Source organism: Prochlorococcus sp. MIT 1341, from assembly GCF_034092415.1.
GTDB lineage: Bacteria > Cyanobacteriota > Cyanobacteriia > PCC-6307 > Cyanobiaceae > AG-363-P08.
In genome coordinates this window covers 166098-182342 of the sequence record NZ_CP139304.1, presented here as the reverse complement: position 1 = coordinate 182342, position 16245 = coordinate 166098, and the positions used below count along the sequence as shown (strand labels likewise).

Below are 16245 nucleotides of genomic sequence, written 5' to 3'. Positions count from 1 at the left end.
TCTTCCTGGTCAGAGAGAACAAAGAAAAATTCCTTAACTGCTATATCGGGCAAAGATATTGGCGAATAAAATTTCCAATTTAACTTTACCCCCCTACTGAACCACAAACCACTCATTTCATGCTTTATGCCTAAATAAGAAAATCTTCGAACTCTGGCAAAGACTTGAGGTGGGGGCGGAATTTTCAGTACAAGAAAAAATCGTTTTTCCTCGTCCTCTAACATTAAGGATGAAAAGGTAAAATTCGAGACAACAAGAGCTAATACTTTATACACCCCTAGGCATCAAGATCTATAGGGGTCTCAATAATTGAGTTGCTATTGAGAATCGCTTGCAAAAAAGGATCTCGTTGTTATAGGTTGAGAGAAGTTCTCAACAAGCTCCCTCTTTTTTTCGATGAGCTTCCGTTATCTCCCAGACGATCCAATAAGCAGCATAAGAATGCCTACTGGACAAACAATTCTATTAGATCCAGCCTCCTCTAATAGAATTAGTTGCCTTGAAGTGCTTGAAGGAGTCGCTCGAGTCTATTGTCCTTGCCAAGAAACAGAAGGCATGACATTGGCCTTTCTACAGGCTGGTGACTTACTTAGAACGGACAGACTCTGCAGTGAAGGAGTATGCCTTGAAGCCTTGACGACTTTTTCTTTTAAACGAAACTCTGAGAATACTGACGAAATTGGTTTCGATGCAGTCAATGAATGGACTTTGCAATTGCTTCGTATCCGTCACCTTGGCAGTGCAGAACAACGTTTGCAAGCGCTTTTAGCTCTTCTGGTAAATCGTCTAGGCCGTAGATGTGGAAATTGGTGTGACCTCCCATTTCGATTAACCCATGAAAGGATTGGGGAACTTATTGGCTCCACTCGAGTAACTTCTACTCGCCTGATATCTCGATTGCGTTCTGCTGAGTTATTGAATATTCCTAGCGGAGAGCAAATTCTACGTTTAGCTCCAAAACTTGTTGAAAATTCGCCACTTGCAGCCTGATTTGAGACAAATGAAAACTTCTTTTAGTATTTCAGACACACTGATCGGTTCGCTTTGTAGAGAAGTTGATTCGATTAGATATCGAATCAAACAACTACTTGACTCTATCCAAGTATCTAGAGACGCCGAACTTACAAGCCGACTCATGAACGAGTTGCATGCTCTTATAAGGAGAAAGCGGGAAGTTAATAAAAGTGCTCAAACTTGGCTTAAATCTGAAAAGTATGATCAATATTCGATCGAGTTTCTACTAGAGGTAAGTTCTAGAAACTCAATCTAGACCAAACTATATGTTTAGCTTTTGGAAATTGCCATTAATCAACCTTTATCTAGGCTAATTGAGCTGGCTTGTGATTCCCGTTAGTTAACTCCCCATCAATAATTAATAGTGCAGAGGACTCATTACTGGCAAGTTTTACACGACCAAGAAGATGAGCAAACTCATTCTCAGAATCAACTTGGTTATCGATAGTGGGATCTAAAAATACAGTGGTTCTCATATCTGAGGATCTTTCGGCCATGGCATAAAGCTGGTGCAAGGAGGAAGTCACATCAGCTTCCATTTGGAAAGCAACAGCCATCACTTCTTCAACTGAATTCCAGGTTTGACGAGGAGCTGGTATATCTTGAAGCAATACCGTTTGTCCACGAGCAAGTAAATAGTCCGCGAAAGCCCCAGCATGGCTTTGTTCATTTAAAGATTCTTGTTTGAAATATTGAGAAAATCCACGTAATTCACGCTCAGCAAACCAGATGGAATTCGCAAAATAAGCTGCACTTGCACAGCGCTCCATCGTGAGGTGCTGTTGTAGTGCTTCTACCAAAGCTGCTTCCATAGGCTGAGCCATCGCCCTGCCCGCTGGACCTGTAGAGACCTTGTAGACGGAAGTATGAGTAGAAGAGGTCATAGTTTAAAAAAGCAATTCTGAAATTTGTGAGTACTGCACTTTTAACAATACCCACTTTAGTAGATGTACAAAATGATACATCCCGTTGATTTAATGCAAAGATCTAATTAATGACAATCCACATTGCATATAATGCGAATCAATCTCAAGTCTGGGTAAATATTTACCTCCATGTCTCACTCGATTGGCCTGCCTTTCACCAAAGACTCTCCCAGAAAAGCTACTAAGCAGGCAAGAAAAAAAGGTTGCAAGAAGAAAAAATGTTCAAAATGGAAAGGTGGGAAATGCCAATGCGGAAATTAATTAACTATATAAAATATCAAAAAAGTTTATAATCTAATTTTTATCTAATAGTTTTAATTGTGAGTTCAACTAAAGCGTACAAGGGATAGATCCTGGAAATAGAATCCCCGCACCACCAGACAAAAATTCCACACTACATGTATCACCAATATCAAAAACATTGTCCAATGGTTGACGAACCCTTAGAAGATGGTTTCCTACCTGTATTTTGAGAAGCCAATAATTGCCTAAAAATTCTCTTCCTTTAATGGTTCCTTCCCCAAGAGGGTCAGCTTGAATACATAGAGCTTGCTCGTCAATCATTAATTCATTGGCATAAAAAGATTTATCTTGATCAGGGAGTTCAATAGAGCCTATTGGAGTTGACCAAAATTCCCCACAATTTTGTAACGGCAAAACATTACGCTGAAGAACAAACCTTCCCACAAAAGGTGTTGCTGGTTCCTGCACAATTGCACTTGGTTCAGAACATTGATGCAGCTCACCTTCTCTCAACACCGCCACACGATCGCATATTGCCAAAGCCTCTTCTGGATCATGTGTAACCAAAACACCACTGGCCCCACAAGATTTAAGGACACCTGAAAGTTCGCTTCTGAGCCTTAACCTCACCTCAACATCAAGATTGGAGAAGGGTTCATCCAATAGAACAATTGATGAGCCAGGAGCAAGAGCCCTTGCCAAGGCAAGTCTTTGTCTTTGTCCACCAGACAATTCATGAGGGTATCTTGAACGTAGATCAGCAAGTCCAAGCAGTTCCAACAAATAATTAACTCTGGTTTTATCTTGTCCTCGACGCAACCCAAAACATACATTTTGCCAAGCATCGAGGTGGGGGAAAAGAGCATAATCTTGAAAAACCATACCTATGCCTCTTTGTTCCGCAGGAACCAATCTCTTCGTGCTTGCCACCTCACGCCCATTTATATATATCTGTCCTTTAGAAGGTTTCTCAAAACCAGCAATCAACCTTAAAAGAGTTGTCTTCCCGCAGCCGGAAGGGCCTAAGAGGCCAACCAGCTCTCCTCTCTCCAGAGTGAAATCTATATCCTTGAGAGACCAATCTGAAGTAGAACTTTTTCCATAAAGATGCCAAAGTCCTTTAATTTTTAAACAAGTGTCGAGCACAGAAAAATTTTAATAATCGTAATTTGAACTAAGGAAGCAGGATGGTAAGACTTTGGACTGCAATAAAGCCTGTAGATTCTCCTACAGAGATAGTCATAAATATAAAAGATTTTAATTATGTATTTCTGATCATTAGGGAAAATCCAAAGGAAATTAAAAAAGCTGGTCATCGGATACAATTTATCGTATCATTTAATACCAAGTGCTTCTGATGGCTCGAAAAAATATAAGGAGTCAAATTAAGGTGCGATAAAGCAAAGTGAATCAACACGACAAATCATAAATTTAAGAAGATGGATTTCTAAAAAATAAAGTTCTATGGCTAATTTTTATACTCAATTAAGGCCTATCTATAAGATTACGGTTTGTTATAGTTTTAGTTGGGAAAACTTTGATTATCAAAACCATGAAAATGGTCCATTCAGGAAATGTTCATAAGACAAGGGCTTTTAATATCTTTATAGGCCTAATATTTTTCATGCTAGTATCTTATTTAATATACTTTGGTGGGATTAATCAAATAAAGCAAGGAGTAAGCGATGGAAGCTCCTTAGCAGAGTTTTCTATTTTTATTCTAAGGTTCACAAGTATATTAGTTCCTGCCCTTCCAAGTACTGCATACTCATTACTTGCAGGGGGTATATTAGGATTTAAGAAAGGTTTATTGATTATTTATTTAGCAGATTTCATATCTTGTTCAACATGTTTTACTATATCAAGAGTTTACGGTAGAAGAGCAGTAAAACGATTTGTAGGCAATAGATTTATGAAACGGGTTGAAAACTTTAGTAATAAACATCTTGAAGGAAATTTCTTTCTTATGACAGGACTTTTAATGACCGGGCTTTTTGACTTTGTTTGCTATGGAATTGGACTAACTAAGACCTCTTGGAGAAAATTCATGCCAGCCTTAATTATAAGTATTTTACTTTCAGACCTTCCTGTGGTGGCTTTGGGTGCTGGCATCCTTGAAGGAGGAGGTAAAATTTTGATTTTATCTAGCTTTGGAATATTGCTGCTAGGCTTAGTTTCAGCATGGGTAAAGAAAAAAAATAATCAATTATAAGCTCTATCATATAGAAATTAAGGTCAAACTATCTTAGAGAGAATGAACCTTTCGGCTAATCTTGTGACATAAAAAACTATATATTTTGCCAAAGCTTATGACACATCTTGATAATTACTGTAAATTACACCAATAGTTACTCAAATATGTAATGCTTGCTTTCAAATTGCTTTCCAACTGAAATAATCCAATGAATAAGCTGGATCGAGTGAGCTTGATAAGAAAGCGTCTTAATGAATTATACCCCAATCCTCCCATACCACTAAATCATCATGATGAATTTACATTGTTAATTGCTGTACTACTAAGTGCCCAAAGTACAGATAAAAAGGTTAATGAGATAACACCTGCTCTTTTCAAAAAAGCAAATACCCCCTTAGACATGCAAAAGCTAGGTGAAAGGGAAATACAATCTTCAATAAGGCAAATAGGTCTTTCAAGACAAAAAGCTAAAAACATAGCCAATCTTTCCAAAATTCTTATTGAAAAATTCAAAGGTAAGGTCCCTTGCAACTTCAAAGACCTGGAATCACTGCCTGGGGTAGGTCATAAAACAGCAAGTGTTGTTCTTTCACAAGCCTTTGGTTTCCAAACTTTTCCAGTTGACACTCATATTCACAGACTTGCACAGAGGTGGGGCCTCTCAAAAGGAAAAAATGTTTTACAGACAGAAAAAGATCTTAAAGCTATATTTCCTGAAAGCGAATGGAATAAACTCCACCTGCAAATAATTTTCTATGGACGAGAACACTGTACTGCTAGGGGGTGTGATGGTAGAGTTTGTTCTATATGTAAGGAACTTTATCCAAATAGATGTAAACCAATCATTTGCAAAAAAGCCTAACAAAAGTATATTTAATAATTCTATTGCTACCTTTTACTAACTAAGCCACGTAAGAAAATTCGCAAAAATGCTCTGGAATAGCTATAAAGTCATGAAGAGAAAATAAATTTGCAAGTGAAACTAGCGATTAGCGGGGCTTCCGGAAAAACAGGTTTTCGAATAGCAGAGGAAGCACTTGCAAGTGGATTCAAAGTACGTTTATTAGTCAGAAAGAGTTCGTTGCTCCCAGAAACTCTAGAAACCTGTGAAAAATACGTACTTTCTCTAGGAGACGAGAACTCTCTTGACGAGGCGATAAAGGGCTGTGACGCCCTCTTGATTGCAACCGGAGCAAAACCATCCTTCGACCTAACTGGTCCTGCTCGAGTAGATGCTTGTGGAGTCCAAAAACAAGTAGAAAGCTGTAAGCGGGTAGGCGTTCGAAGACTGGTTCTTGTTAGTTCTTTGTGTGCAGGTCGTTTACTCCATCCACTTAATCTCTTTGGTTTAATTCTAATTTGGAAAAGGGTGGGCGAGGAAGCACTTGAGAAAAGTGGCCTAGACTGGACTGTAATTAGACCGGGTGGACTATCAGAGACTGAAGACAATCTTGAAGAACAAGGAATACTTTTTACAGGTCCAAACAAGCAACAAGATGCCTATATTCCTAGAAGGCTCGTAGCACGCTGCTGCATTGAAGCAATAAAGACGCCTGATTCAATTGGAGAAATTATAGAAGTGACGAGTGACAATTCAGTCCCTCAGATAAAGATGAAAGAAGCACTTAGGGAAATTAGGCTCTCGACGTAATAACCTGCCAAAAGCCTCTGTAGCAAATGATCACCAACGCGAAGATCGATGCTTTACAGCTAATGCTGACAGATCTAAGAACTCGACATGAACCAATAAGGCATAAAGCGGCCTTCAAAGGTTGCCAGCCTGAATTCCAATCTCTAGTCAGTAAGCTGATAGAGCAACTTGAGAATGAGCTTCTTCAAGAGAAGCAAAGCCTTAGAGAAAAAATCAAATGAAAATTATGTACTTGCTTGATAGAGACCTTATTTAAAAAATTTTTTTTTAAATACTCTAGCCAAGTTCAAGACAAGCTAACCCATAAACATCTTTCATAGAAATAGGAGGCTGCTGGCCGCGATACATACGTACCGTTGTTGACAAGGCTTTAAAACCTAATCTTTCAAAAAGTTGATCTGCCAAAGGATTAGACCCTGGAGCATCTAAAAGAACTGCTCCCGGATGGCGTCTAATCAAACTATTCAATAAAATTTCTGCCAAATCCTGAGAATTCGCCAGAAGAGGACCTATTCGCCAACCTTCTCCTTTAGTAAGTAAACATGGCCGAATCCTTCCAAAGCCATGACAACATCCATTGCTATCAACAAGTGCCATAACTGTTCCTGCTGGATGTTTAATCCAATCTGCTATGAAGTGAGGCCTGGGGCTTGGCTCACGCATAGCGTCATAAGCCTGGACAGAGCTTGGTGGAATAGATTGACCAGAAAGAAGTTTCAACTCCCCATGTTGTTCGTCATAGTTATAGGGAGTTTTCGAGGCACCTGCCCCATCACCGAACCATTGCCAACGTGTGGTTGATGAAGATACTGAGAAATCCCATTTTTTATAATCATCAATACGATTGAGTGCAGCCTCAAGACCTATACAAGGAAGGTCTGCTAAATGCTCTAGGGCATGTTGCCAAAGCTGTACGCCATATCCATGCCCTCTCTCCTCTGGGATAACAAGAAACAATCCAAGAAATCCATACTCTGAGTTATATCGAACACCAGCTATACAACCTATTGGCTTTTCCCCAAGCCACCCAACCCAAAGGCCCTGCCTATCAGTATGTTGATAAATACCCACGTCTCCATTTCCCGGGGCAAACCCCTCTTGCCTCGCCCATTCTGTAACCAAAGGGATATCCGCTGCCTCTAATGGTTTGATAGTTAGGAAAGATTTCCTTTTTAGAGGTTCAGGAAAAGATTCTGACAACAAGAAAGAAACTGCTGATCACATATTGACGACTAAATAGTAAATTTGTGAAAAAGAACAGATTTGAAACAATGTCTTCATTCACTTTTTCTGTAATCATTAACTAACTACAGTGAATTCTTATTTATCATCATTTAACTTATTTGAAAGAAGATATTGCTCTGGAACTATTTTAAGAAACAATAACCACCAAATAATTACAGTAATAATACATAAAACAGTTATGAAAGGATAAAAGTATGCCCAACTTATTGCAACTATGATCAAACCAGTAATTACAATGCTCCAAGGCCTGCACCACCAAGGTTTTTCATTCCAGAAACTTGTTGCTGCTTCCAGTTCCTTGTCGGATTTCATCTAAGGTCCTCTAATTTTCCAGAACCATGAATTTCGACTAAGGCTTCATAACCACCAATAAAATTATCATCGATGAATATTTGCGGAAATGTTTCTGATTTAGTGATTTGTCTTAATTTTTCAAAGTCAACTTGCTCCTCAATAGTCTCTATCGAGAAAGGGATGCCTAAAGGTCTCAAAAGCCGTAAGGCCCTAGCTGACCATGGGCAGCCAGCGATTACTGCAATCCTTAACCTTGGAGATTTTGTCTCATAGGGTGAATCTAGAGATGGCGCTATAGCAAAATTACTTGTATGAAAACCCACTAAAATATCTGCCCCTTTCAAGACCAAACTACCTGGTTCCAAATGCCCACCCCAAACCTGACAGGCTCCATCAGAAATACTTAAATGGAGATGTACACCACTAGGTGAAACCGTCCCATTAAGCGTAATTATCTCAAGGTTGCCTTCAAGGATTGTCGGTTCTGGATTGCCTGGGCATTGAAATGCAGCTCTAGATAGGTTCCCTACCACACCCAGTACAAAACCATTTTCTTTGTATTGACGACCAAGGTCCTCAAGGCTACCTCGGAGATCACAACCAGGACTCAGTTGTAGTGGCAAAGATTCCATAAAGTTTTTGTTATGGGCATATAGATTAGGGGATAGACCTTATAAGAAAGTCTGATATTTAATAGAAGGAATTCCTCTCTGAGGCCATGTTGTATTTAAATACGGGCTATGTCTAAAAGGCTATGTTGGTTAGTAGTGCATACCAAACGTGTCATTAATTCAAGAGTTAATTGAAGAGCTACAAAAACAACAAAAATCTCTTCATAAGACTTACAGCACTTCTGAAGTAGCAGAAGCGGCAGAGTCAGAAAGATTAAACCTTACCCTACCTGTAGGTATCATGAATAAATTAAAGTATCATGCAATCAAAGAAAAACGAAGTTGTAGCAGCCTTGCTTCATTTTTAATAGAGGATGGAATTAGAAGGCATAAATATCTAAACTAAGTCGAAATCTAAAAGAGTGATCATATAGGCTATTTCTTTTCAAGTCGTTGAACGATGAAAAGCATGGAGACAAGGGATCCGAGGAGCACAAGCAATAAAAAAACGGTCATAACTTGTCGAAATTTAGATTAGAATAGACATATGTTATTTCAGACCCGAAGCCTAAATCAATTAACTCAATATTTAGATAACAAAAAATTGTAAATATGAGTATCCAAAAGCATCGCCCTACAAATAGCTCCATTAGGGTTAAAAGTCATCTTTCAAACCCAACGGAGTATGTCTCCATTGAAAGATAGAAAAAAGCTGTGTTCTGCAATTCCATCGAACTCTTAAGTAAAAAAAGATGGCTTTTTATTCTCGGCCTTCCTATAGGCACCTTTGTGAGTCTCGTTGTTCTAGGAACATCGCCCACTCCAATCCAACCATCTATTTCTATACAAGGATCAAAAAATCCTGACAAAGAAGAAAGAACTACCTTGCGCTATAAGGATAACAAAGACTTTTATGTTATAGATCTAGATTCAAGAAAAGTACAATTTAGTCTTCTAGAAGGGTGGAGGATGGAACAACAGGCATATGAGGATATGTCTGCTTTAGCTTATGTTTCCGGACCAATGTACGAAACTGATATCAATAAATCAAATAATGTAGTAATATATCACTTGGGTGACTTAAAATTTAATGAAAAAATTCTGCTCAGTAGAAATCGAGCAGCATCATTGCAGCGTGCCTTTATAGGAGTAAAGTATAATGGAGTTGTGGACTTTGGTTATGGCGAACTTACTAAAAAGAGAATAAAAAAATATAAAATATTTATAGGTGGTTTACATAGCATCTATAACGACTTGCAAGAAGCACCAAGCAATTATAAAGGTGGGTACCATGTATCAATTAGCCAGAGAATTAGATATTACCTCCCAAGAATAAGAGTAATTTATGGGTTAAGAAGAGATGGCCGAATAGAAATCCTAATGAGTAAAACAGGATTGACTTATGAACAAACAAAAGAGCTTGGAAGACGTAGAAATCTTCTTACTGCCTATCTACCGGACCATGGTTCAAAAAGCCGACTAATTGTTCCATCAAGAAAAAAGTTCACAGCAGAAGACCTAAACTGGAACAGCTCATTAGCGATTTCCAATTTTCAAACTCCCTATATGATTCGCATACAAAGAAAAGAGTTTTCATTGCGTACTGATCTTTTTCGGTTAGACAGTATTTCAAGATTTTTATTTGGCAACAAAAAGTACGAACAATGGGTCAGCAATTTATCCGGCCAGCCTAGTACTTCTGATAAAGAAAAAAATTGCATTACAATCAAAGATTGTTCTAAACAATGGTTAGGAATTTTATTAGATCGTGCACTAGCAGGTTTCAATAGAATTGCGGAGTCATGGATTGATCCCATAATAAAGATTTTAAGGCAAGAGCTTAAATAGATTTCGAACAAGTTTTGCTACACTGAACAAATAGAATCAAACGCTTTAATGAGAATCGAATTAGATCAACTCTGCGAGAAGTTTCATTGAATCCAAAACCTACCCATAAACAAAAAACAAAGGCAAGAAAACTTGCAAATGCACTAACTATTACGAGGGCTCTCCTTGTAATCCCTATTCTTATTTCACTGTCAACTGGTAATCAGTTCATTGGATTCTTAATATTGGTCCTGGCCTCCCTAAGTGATCTTGCAGACGGCTGGCTGGCAAGATTTTCAGGGGGAGGCAGTTCTTGGGGAGCACAAATGGATCCACTTGCGGACAAAGTTCTTATAGCAGGTATTTTTCTTTGGTTTGCAAAAGAATCAGTATTACCAATTTGGGGAGTATATTTATTAATAATGAGAGAGGTATTTATCTCATGCTGGCGATCAGATCTTCCTAGCGGAGGTCCCGCATCAAATCTAGGAAAACTGAAGACAATTCTTCAGTTTTCAACTATATATCTCATATTATGGCCATCATTTTTGGGAAATGAGGAGCTGCATCAACTCTTCATACAAACAGCATTGATTTTCTTTTGGTTGTCCTTATTCTTTGCCTATTTTTCAGCTATTCATTATCTCAAAAGGGAGTAAGTTGCTCATCTTTAGCAAAGTCAGGATCTACAGTTGGGTTAATTAAGTAATCATTTATATAACTATCTCGTAATCCAGAAATTAAATCATATTTTGGTTTCCATTCTAAAAGTTTTTCAATTTTAGTGGTATCAACTAAGAAGTTTGTTAACCTTAAGGGGAAGGACTTACGCCCCTTTGGATCTATTTTATAAGGGTCAAACCTTCTAATTTGTATATCTTCTGGGTTCTTACCACAAGCCAGTGCTGCAGCTTTTACAACTCCCAAAAATGTAACTCCCTTAGGACCGGAACAATTAAATATTTGATTAACCGAGCTCTCATTAACAAGGCTTCGAGCCATTGCATCTGCCAAGTCATCAACGTGACCTAAATGCGTTAAGTTGGAACCTTCATAGGGCAAAGGAATTACTCTTCCAGAAATAATTCTATCGAAAAACCACCTTTCGATTGAGTTGTAATTCCCTGGTCCATATATATATGTTGGGCGAAAACTTGTAAAGGGTACTCCCTCTTTGATCAGCCATTCCTCTGTATGAGCCTTTCCTATGTGCCTACTTAATGAGTCTATTGGGCTATCTTCTCGCAAAGGTAAGTAATCTGAATCTTGATATACCCCAGCAGAACTTACATAAAGAAAACGATGCGTTGGTGAGCCAGTTCTTTCTAAAACATTTCTGGTATCAGGAAGAGTTCTGCCAGAACTATCAACAATGACGTCAAAATGCTTTCCTATAAGAGGATTTAAATCCTCTTCAATTTGTCTATCTCCAATGAGATGTTCAACCTTTCCAGGGACAGGATTGCGGCCTCTGGTAAACACAGTCAGATCATGTCCATCGGATTGAAGCTTCAGTAATAAGGCCTTACCCACAAAACGGGTGCCTCCCATAATCAAAATCTTCACAAGCTTGACTTTATTAAGTCTGACTATTGAAGCGCGTCACCGGCTACTCCTAAGCTAGTCATCTAGTCCAAGATGAAAAAAAGTAATTTAAAGCCACTCCTATGGAAATCATTCCAGCCATTGATTTGCTTAATGGAACCTGTGTTCGTCTAAATCAAGGAAACTATGAAAGGGTCACGCAATTCAATAAAGATCCAGTAGCACAAGCTTTGTCATGGCAAAAACAAGGTGCCTCAAGACTTCACCTGGTGGATCTCGATGGAGCAAGGAGTGGGAAGCCTGTAAATGACTCATCCATCAAGAAAATCGCATCAGCACTAGAGATACCAGTCCAAATAGGAGGTGGTATCCGCTCAGTCGAAAGAGCCGAAGCGCTAATAGACCTGGGTCTTGATAAAATAATTTTGGGGACCTTAGCTATTGATAAGCCCCAATCGATTAAATCATTAGCCAAAAAACATCCCGAACGGATAATAGTCGGTATAGATTCAAAAAAAGGAAAGGTAGCCACTCAAGGATGGCTAAACGAGAGTAATGTTTTAGCAACTGAACTAGCAAAATATTTTAATGATTCAGACATAGCTTCAATCATCACTACGGATATAGAAACGGATGGCACACTTAAGGGCCCAAACCTTAAAGCCATGAGATCAATTGCCAACGTCTCAAAAAAACCAGTTATTGCCTCTGGAGGAGTTGGGTCCATGAGCGATCTACTCTCATTACTTAGCCTTGAAGCACTTGGAGTTACAGGTGTAATTGTTGGAAGAGCACTTTATGATGGAAGGGTTGACTTGAAAGAAGCCAAAAAAGCTCTTGGGGAAAATAAACTTCAAGACTTCCCACAAGGCCTAAACTCATTCGCATGAAAAGCTGCTCTGAAAGCTTATATCAACAAAATGGCCAGAAATTTTCTCTTGTATTGGTTTAAGCTATGATTTAAAAATTTGAATAATATTGAAGTATTTCCCAGTTTCCAAAAGATTAATCAATAAAATTTTAATAAAAGGCTATTCGACGTAGATATTTAGCTGATCACAGCAAATTTCTTATCGGATGGTCCGGATATAGAGAATGATCTATCACCAAAAAAAACATATGGACTGGAGATTTAGTATTTTAGTAGTTAAGTTTGTATTAAAGAAGTTTTGCTCTCACAGACTTGGCTAACAGCAGCTCAAATCAAATTCTTTTACTAGCCTCTGATTTGCTTGGTGAATCTTTGGCATTGCAGCTAACCCAATCAGATCTTGATGTAGAGGTTTTTACGAAAAGTGGCCAACTTAACAAGTATCCTTCCTTAGTCATTTGGTCAATAGAAACCCTAGAGACTCTAACCACAATAGAAATTGAGCTAAAAAAACTTCAAGCACATTGGGAACCTTCGCCTGTACTTGTGCTTCTCCCAGAGAAAGTACGTATAAGTGCTATGGAATTGCTGAAATTAGATTCACCTGGACTACTACAAGCCCCTGACCTAAAAACACTTAAAGAAGCTATTAAAACTTTATTGCAAGGTGGAAGAGTTGTAAGACTTAAGGATAACGCAAACTCAATAGCTGTTCCACGCAGCATGCCTCTTGGGCTAAGTCATTGGCTACTTAGAACAGCATTAAAGCAAATCAACACTGATCTAAAGCATATAGAAGACATCCTCAACCACAAGACATCGAATAAATTAGCTATTCTCGTCATTGAAGGACGAAGAAGAGAGCTTCAAAGCGCAAAGTCACTTGTTTTATGGCTATGGGGACCAATTCACGAACCAAACAGTTCAAATATCAATGTGTCTGGAGCCAAGCAATTAACGAATGCAGACGAATCTAACAACAGATACGGCACTAACATCACCCTTAAAGAACGCAACTCAATTGCAGTTTGGAAAGCGATAAATGAAAGACTTCAAGCTGTTTTAGAAGAACAGATTACGAACTCAACAGGTACAATTCTGGCCATAGAATCCTTGAACCTCTCACGTCAAAAAGACCTTCTTGTTGCCTTATTAAATCAGCTTCATAAAGTCATGCAGAAGCTTATGGATGGCAATAAATCAGATCAATCTATCGAACAAATATGGAGCAATATACAAATTGAAATTCGTCAGCAATCGATCCGCAAAATGATTGGGAGCTACTTGCAAATCACCAAAGGTAATGAGCTGAAACCTCTTGGAGAGCAACTATTACGTATAACCGATCTGTCTGAAAGCGATGAAGAGTTACCTGAACCAAGTCGAATGCTTGCCCCTCTGCTTCTCAATAAACCTGTATTAGTAGATGGACAGCTTCTACCAGCTGACGACCCTCGTGCTGTAATGCAACTTGAAATACTCACAAGTAACTGGCTTATACGTACAGCAGAACTTATAAGTGCGGAAATATTAGATGCCTGTGGAGAATGGCCTGAACTAAGGAGACATATGCTTTGCCAACAACTTATTTCAACAAGAGAATTGGAAAGGTTTCGCAATCAACTAAACAGTCAAGCAAGGTGGCAAAACCTAATTCAAAGGCCCATAAGACTGTATGAAAGCAAGCGGCTTCTTTTTAGATTCTTAAACAAAAGCATTCAACCCCTTATGCTTACTGAACCACGTGATGAAGAACTACGCCAGCTAGGATGGTGGCAGCAACAAGTTGCCTTAATAGTTGAGACACGCGATGCACTTGCACCACAAATTCAGTCAGTTGTCAAACATTTTGGAGATTTAATGGTGATCATACTTACCCAAGTAGTGGGAAGAGCTATAGGACTGGTTGGGCGAGGAATAGCCCAAGGCATGGGTCGAAGCTTGACTAGAAGCTCATAAACATAAACTACGTTTCAACTTTCACTAAACCAAGACTAATGACCAAACTTCTTAAGACAATCCTCTCAATATTATTAGCACTAATTGTTAATGTCGTGCCAGCATACGCTGCTAGAGATACCAATAGTTATGATGGGAATATTTTCCCCATATATGCTGGGAACGGTTCTTTAGTCCCACCAACTAATACTTTATCGGAAGCCCTAGACAAAAAACGAACCAGTGTGATCGTTTACTACTTAGATGATAGTGCTGATAGCAAAGCATTTGCACCTTCCGTTTCAGCTTTAAAACTTATCTGGAGTGGAGCAATAGAACTAATACCTCTAACAACTGATGAACTGCAAAATCAACCCAATGACGACCCTAGAAAGCCTTCCTATTATTGGCATGGTCGAATCCCTCAAGTAGTTGTTATTGATGGTCAAGGAAATGTAAAGCTCGACCAAGAAGGCCAAATATCTCTAGAAACAATCAACGAAGCAATAAGCGAAGCGACAGGATTAGAAAAACCATCTTATTCTGTAAAAATAAAGAGTTTTAATGAATATAATAGTGAGCCATCTGTCGAAAAAGAACAGCAGTAACTCTCTTGTGACGTCCGCTCAATCACCTCCAAAGGCAATCATCGATTCCATTAAACTATTCTTAATTAACCCACCAAAACCATATACAAATGAGTTTAATTAGCGTCCTATTACTAATATTATGTTTGCTTATTGTGTGTATTGAAACTCATCATAGTCTCAGGCCTAAATCACCACTCTTACTAAAACCTTTTAGCTGGCGAATTACCACTGAGACTGATCATATTAATCTAAATGGAAGAATTAAGATTATAAATCCTGACCCCAAAATGGAAGTAATGGTTCCAGAGCTTAAAGCAAAAGTAACCTTGCTAGGAAATAAAGATTTAGATGGAATTAAATCAAAAATAAGCATTATACCCTGGCACCCTGACGAGAAATCAAGGGAAGATGGCTATTGGTTTGCATACATTGTAAAAAGCAAAAAAGAAACAGAAATCGAACTAGATATTGAACTAAATGTGCAGCATTCTAATAACAAAGGTAATTCACCTGATAACATCTGGGTGGAAATTAACTGGATAAATTATGGACCTTTTGGACGGATAAAATGCCATAATTGTTTTATTGTTTCTATAAAGAGGCCAAAACCCCTCACTTCATCAGAGGCAAATTTTATCGAAGGGAAAGGCTATTCATTATTGCCAGTAAAAACTCATTTACTAGGCATGCTTGATAATTGTTCAGAGGTTCTTGATCAATACACGAAAAACATTCGTAAACCTGATGACATTATTACCATTGGAGAAACACCCTTAGCTGTAATGCAGGGGAGATATTTACACCCAAGTACAATTAATCCAAGCGGGATTGCAAAAATATTATGCAAGGCATTTCATCCCACAAGCAGTCTTGCTACTGCTTGTGGGCTTCAAACCCTTATTGACCTCGTTGGTCCTACTCGAGTAATTATTGCCTGGAGCCTAGGAGCAGGAATGAAACTAATAGGAATAAAAGGTGGCTTCTATCGACTTGCAGGGGAACAAGCGAGACTTATTGATGATATTACTGGCACAACACCTCCTTATGACCAGACAATCGTGCTAGGTCCAAAACGATCCAAAGAAATATGCGACGAAGCCTCCAAAAGACTTGGAGCAAGAGTGGCAATTGTCGATGTAAATGACCTGGGGCGGGTGAAAGTTGTAGCCTCAAGCTCAAATTGTGACAAAAGCCTTTTGCTATCTTCACTCCAGAACAACCCTGCAGGAAATGCGAATCAGCAAACCCCTATTGTCTTAGTAAGACCAAATCAAAATAAGACCTAACCCAATCCAC

19 protein-coding genes are annotated in these 16245 nt (G+C 38.6%); 13 read left to right on the top strand and 6 right to left on the bottom strand.

The genetic code is table 11. From position 1 onward, the window contains the following. The first annotated feature begins 396 nt into the window (after positions 1 to 396). On the top strand, positions 397 to 990 hold the full coding sequence (locus tag SOI84_RS00910; protein ID WP_320674535.1) for a helix-turn-helix domain-containing protein: 594 nt from the start codon (positions 397 to 399) through the stop codon (positions 988 to 990). Between the two features lie 10 nt (positions 991 to 1000). Continuing rightward, a complete protein-coding gene (locus SOI84_RS00905) occupies positions 1001 to 1270 on the top strand; it encodes a hypothetical protein (RefSeq protein ID WP_320674534.1) in 270 nt (89 codons plus the stop codon). A gap of 49 nt (positions 1271 to 1319) precedes the next feature. Here SOI84_RS00905 and SOI84_RS00900 read toward each other — a convergent pair whose 3' ends face one another. Next, on the bottom strand, positions 1320 to 1898 hold the full coding sequence (locus SOI84_RS00900) for a ferritin (protein WP_320674533.1): 579 nt from the start codon (positions 1896 to 1898) through the stop codon (positions 1320 to 1322). A gap of 372 nt (positions 1899 to 2270) precedes the next feature. After that, positions 2271 to 3329, bottom strand: a complete 1059-nt coding sequence (locus tag SOI84_RS00895; RefSeq protein ID WP_320674532.1) for an ABC transporter ATP-binding protein — start codon at positions 3327 to 3329, stop codon at positions 2271 to 2273. 406 nt (positions 3330 to 3735) lie between these two features. Here SOI84_RS00895 and SOI84_RS00890 point away from each other — a divergent pair, with 406 nt between their 5' ends. The 4 genes from SOI84_RS00890 (at position 3736) to SOI84_RS00875 (ending at position 6249) form a co-directional block, all read left to right on the top strand. Next, positions 3736 to 4395 carry a TVP38/TMEM64 family protein gene (locus SOI84_RS00890; RefSeq protein WP_320674531.1) on the top strand — a complete coding sequence of 220 codons (660 nt, stop codon included), beginning with the start codon at positions 3736 to 3738 and terminating at the stop codon, positions 4393 to 4395. 190 nt (positions 4396 to 4585) lie between these two features. Beyond that, complete coding sequence (gene nth, locus SOI84_RS00885) at positions 4586 to 5239, top strand: endonuclease III (RefSeq protein WP_320674530.1); 654 nt, start codon at positions 4586 to 4588, stop codon at positions 5237 to 5239. A 108-nt stretch (positions 5240 to 5347) separates the two neighbouring features. Further along, positions 5348 to 6028: an SDR family oxidoreductase gene (locus tag SOI84_RS00880; RefSeq protein WP_320674529.1), complete on the top strand. Its 681-nt coding sequence runs from the start codon at positions 5348 to 5350 to the stop codon at positions 6026 to 6028. Positions 6029 to 6054: 26 nt separating this feature from the next. Then, complete coding sequence (locus SOI84_RS00875) at positions 6055 to 6249, top strand: hypothetical protein (RefSeq protein WP_320674528.1); 195 nt, start codon at positions 6055 to 6057, stop codon at positions 6247 to 6249. Positions 6250 to 6304: 55 nt separating this feature from the next. Here the strand turns inward: SOI84_RS00875 and SOI84_RS00870 are convergent, their stop codons facing one another. From SOI84_RS00870 to SOI84_RS00860, 3 genes are all read right to left on the bottom strand, one after another. Beyond that, a complete protein-coding gene (locus SOI84_RS00870; protein ID WP_320674527.1) occupies positions 6305 to 7228 on the bottom strand; it encodes a GNAT family N-acetyltransferase in 924 nt (307 codons plus the stop codon). Positions 7229 to 7348: 120 nt separating this feature from the next. Then, the gene (locus SOI84_RS00865) at positions 7349 to 7585 is read right to left on the bottom strand and encodes a DUF6737 family protein (protein ID WP_320674526.1); all 237 of its coding nucleotides are present in this window, start codon (positions 7583 to 7585) and stop codon (positions 7349 to 7351) included. Next, positions 7582 to 8199 (bottom strand): PCC domain-containing protein, encoded by a 618-nt coding sequence (locus SOI84_RS00860; RefSeq protein WP_320674525.1) that lies wholly within the window; start codon positions 8197 to 8199, stop codon positions 7582 to 7584. Before SOI84_RS00860 ends, SOI84_RS00865 begins: the two co-directional genes overlap by 4 nt. A gap of 148 nt (positions 8200 to 8347) precedes the next feature. Here SOI84_RS00860 and SOI84_RS00855 point away from each other — a divergent pair, with 148 nt between their 5' ends. The 3 genes from SOI84_RS00855 to SOI84_RS00845 all read left to right on the top strand — a co-directional run bounded on the left by SOI84_RS00855 (position 8348) and on the right by SOI84_RS00845 (position 10664). Further along, positions 8348 to 8584, top strand: a complete 237-nt coding sequence (locus SOI84_RS00855; protein WP_320674524.1) for a ribbon-helix-helix domain-containing protein — start codon at positions 8348 to 8350, stop codon at positions 8582 to 8584. 383 nt (positions 8585 to 8967) lie between these two features. Beyond that, positions 8968 to 10026, top strand: coding sequence for a hypothetical protein (locus tag SOI84_RS00850; protein WP_320674523.1), 1059 nt, complete (start codon positions 8968 to 8970; stop codon positions 10024 to 10026). 86 nt (positions 10027 to 10112) lie between these two features. Further along, positions 10113 to 10664 (top strand): CDP-alcohol phosphatidyltransferase family protein, encoded by a 552-nt coding sequence (locus SOI84_RS00845; protein WP_320674522.1) that lies wholly within the window; start codon positions 10113 to 10115, stop codon positions 10662 to 10664. On the opposite strand, the gene SOI84_RS00840 is transcribed toward SOI84_RS00845, so the two are convergent. Continuing rightward, entirely contained in the window at positions 10651 to 11556 is a 906-nt protein-coding gene (locus SOI84_RS00840; RefSeq protein WP_320674521.1) for an NAD-dependent epimerase/dehydratase family protein, read from the bottom strand. The two genes, SOI84_RS00845 and SOI84_RS00840, sit on opposite strands and share 14 nt — an antisense overlap. Before the next feature lie 116 nt (positions 11557 to 11672). Here SOI84_RS00840 and hisA point away from each other — a divergent pair, with 116 nt between their 5' ends. The 4 genes from hisA (at position 11673) to SOI84_RS00820 (ending at position 16235) form a co-directional block, all read left to right on the top strand. Next, positions 11673 to 12440: a 1-(5-phosphoribosyl)-5-[(5-phosphoribosylamino)methylideneamino]imidazole-4-carboxamide isomerase gene (gene hisA, locus SOI84_RS00835; RefSeq protein ID WP_320674520.1), complete on the top strand. Its 768-nt coding sequence runs from the start codon at positions 11673 to 11675 to the stop codon at positions 12438 to 12440. 293 nt (positions 12441 to 12733) lie between these two features. Next, positions 12734 to 14380 (top strand): DUF3685 domain-containing protein, encoded by a 1647-nt coding sequence (locus tag SOI84_RS00830; RefSeq protein ID WP_320674519.1) that lies wholly within the window; start codon positions 12734 to 12736, stop codon positions 14378 to 14380. A 38-nt stretch (positions 14381 to 14418) separates the two neighbouring features. After that, on the top strand, positions 14419 to 14967 hold the full coding sequence (locus SOI84_RS00825) for a thylakoid membrane photosystem I accumulation factor (RefSeq protein WP_320674518.1): 549 nt from the start codon (positions 14419 to 14421) through the stop codon (positions 14965 to 14967). A gap of 89 nt (positions 14968 to 15056) precedes the next feature. Then, positions 15057 to 16235: a F420-0:Gamma-glutamyl ligase gene (locus SOI84_RS00820; protein ID WP_320674517.1), complete on the top strand. Its 1179-nt coding sequence runs from the start codon at positions 15057 to 15059 to the stop codon at positions 16233 to 16235. Positions 16236 to 16245 lie beyond the last annotated feature (10 nt).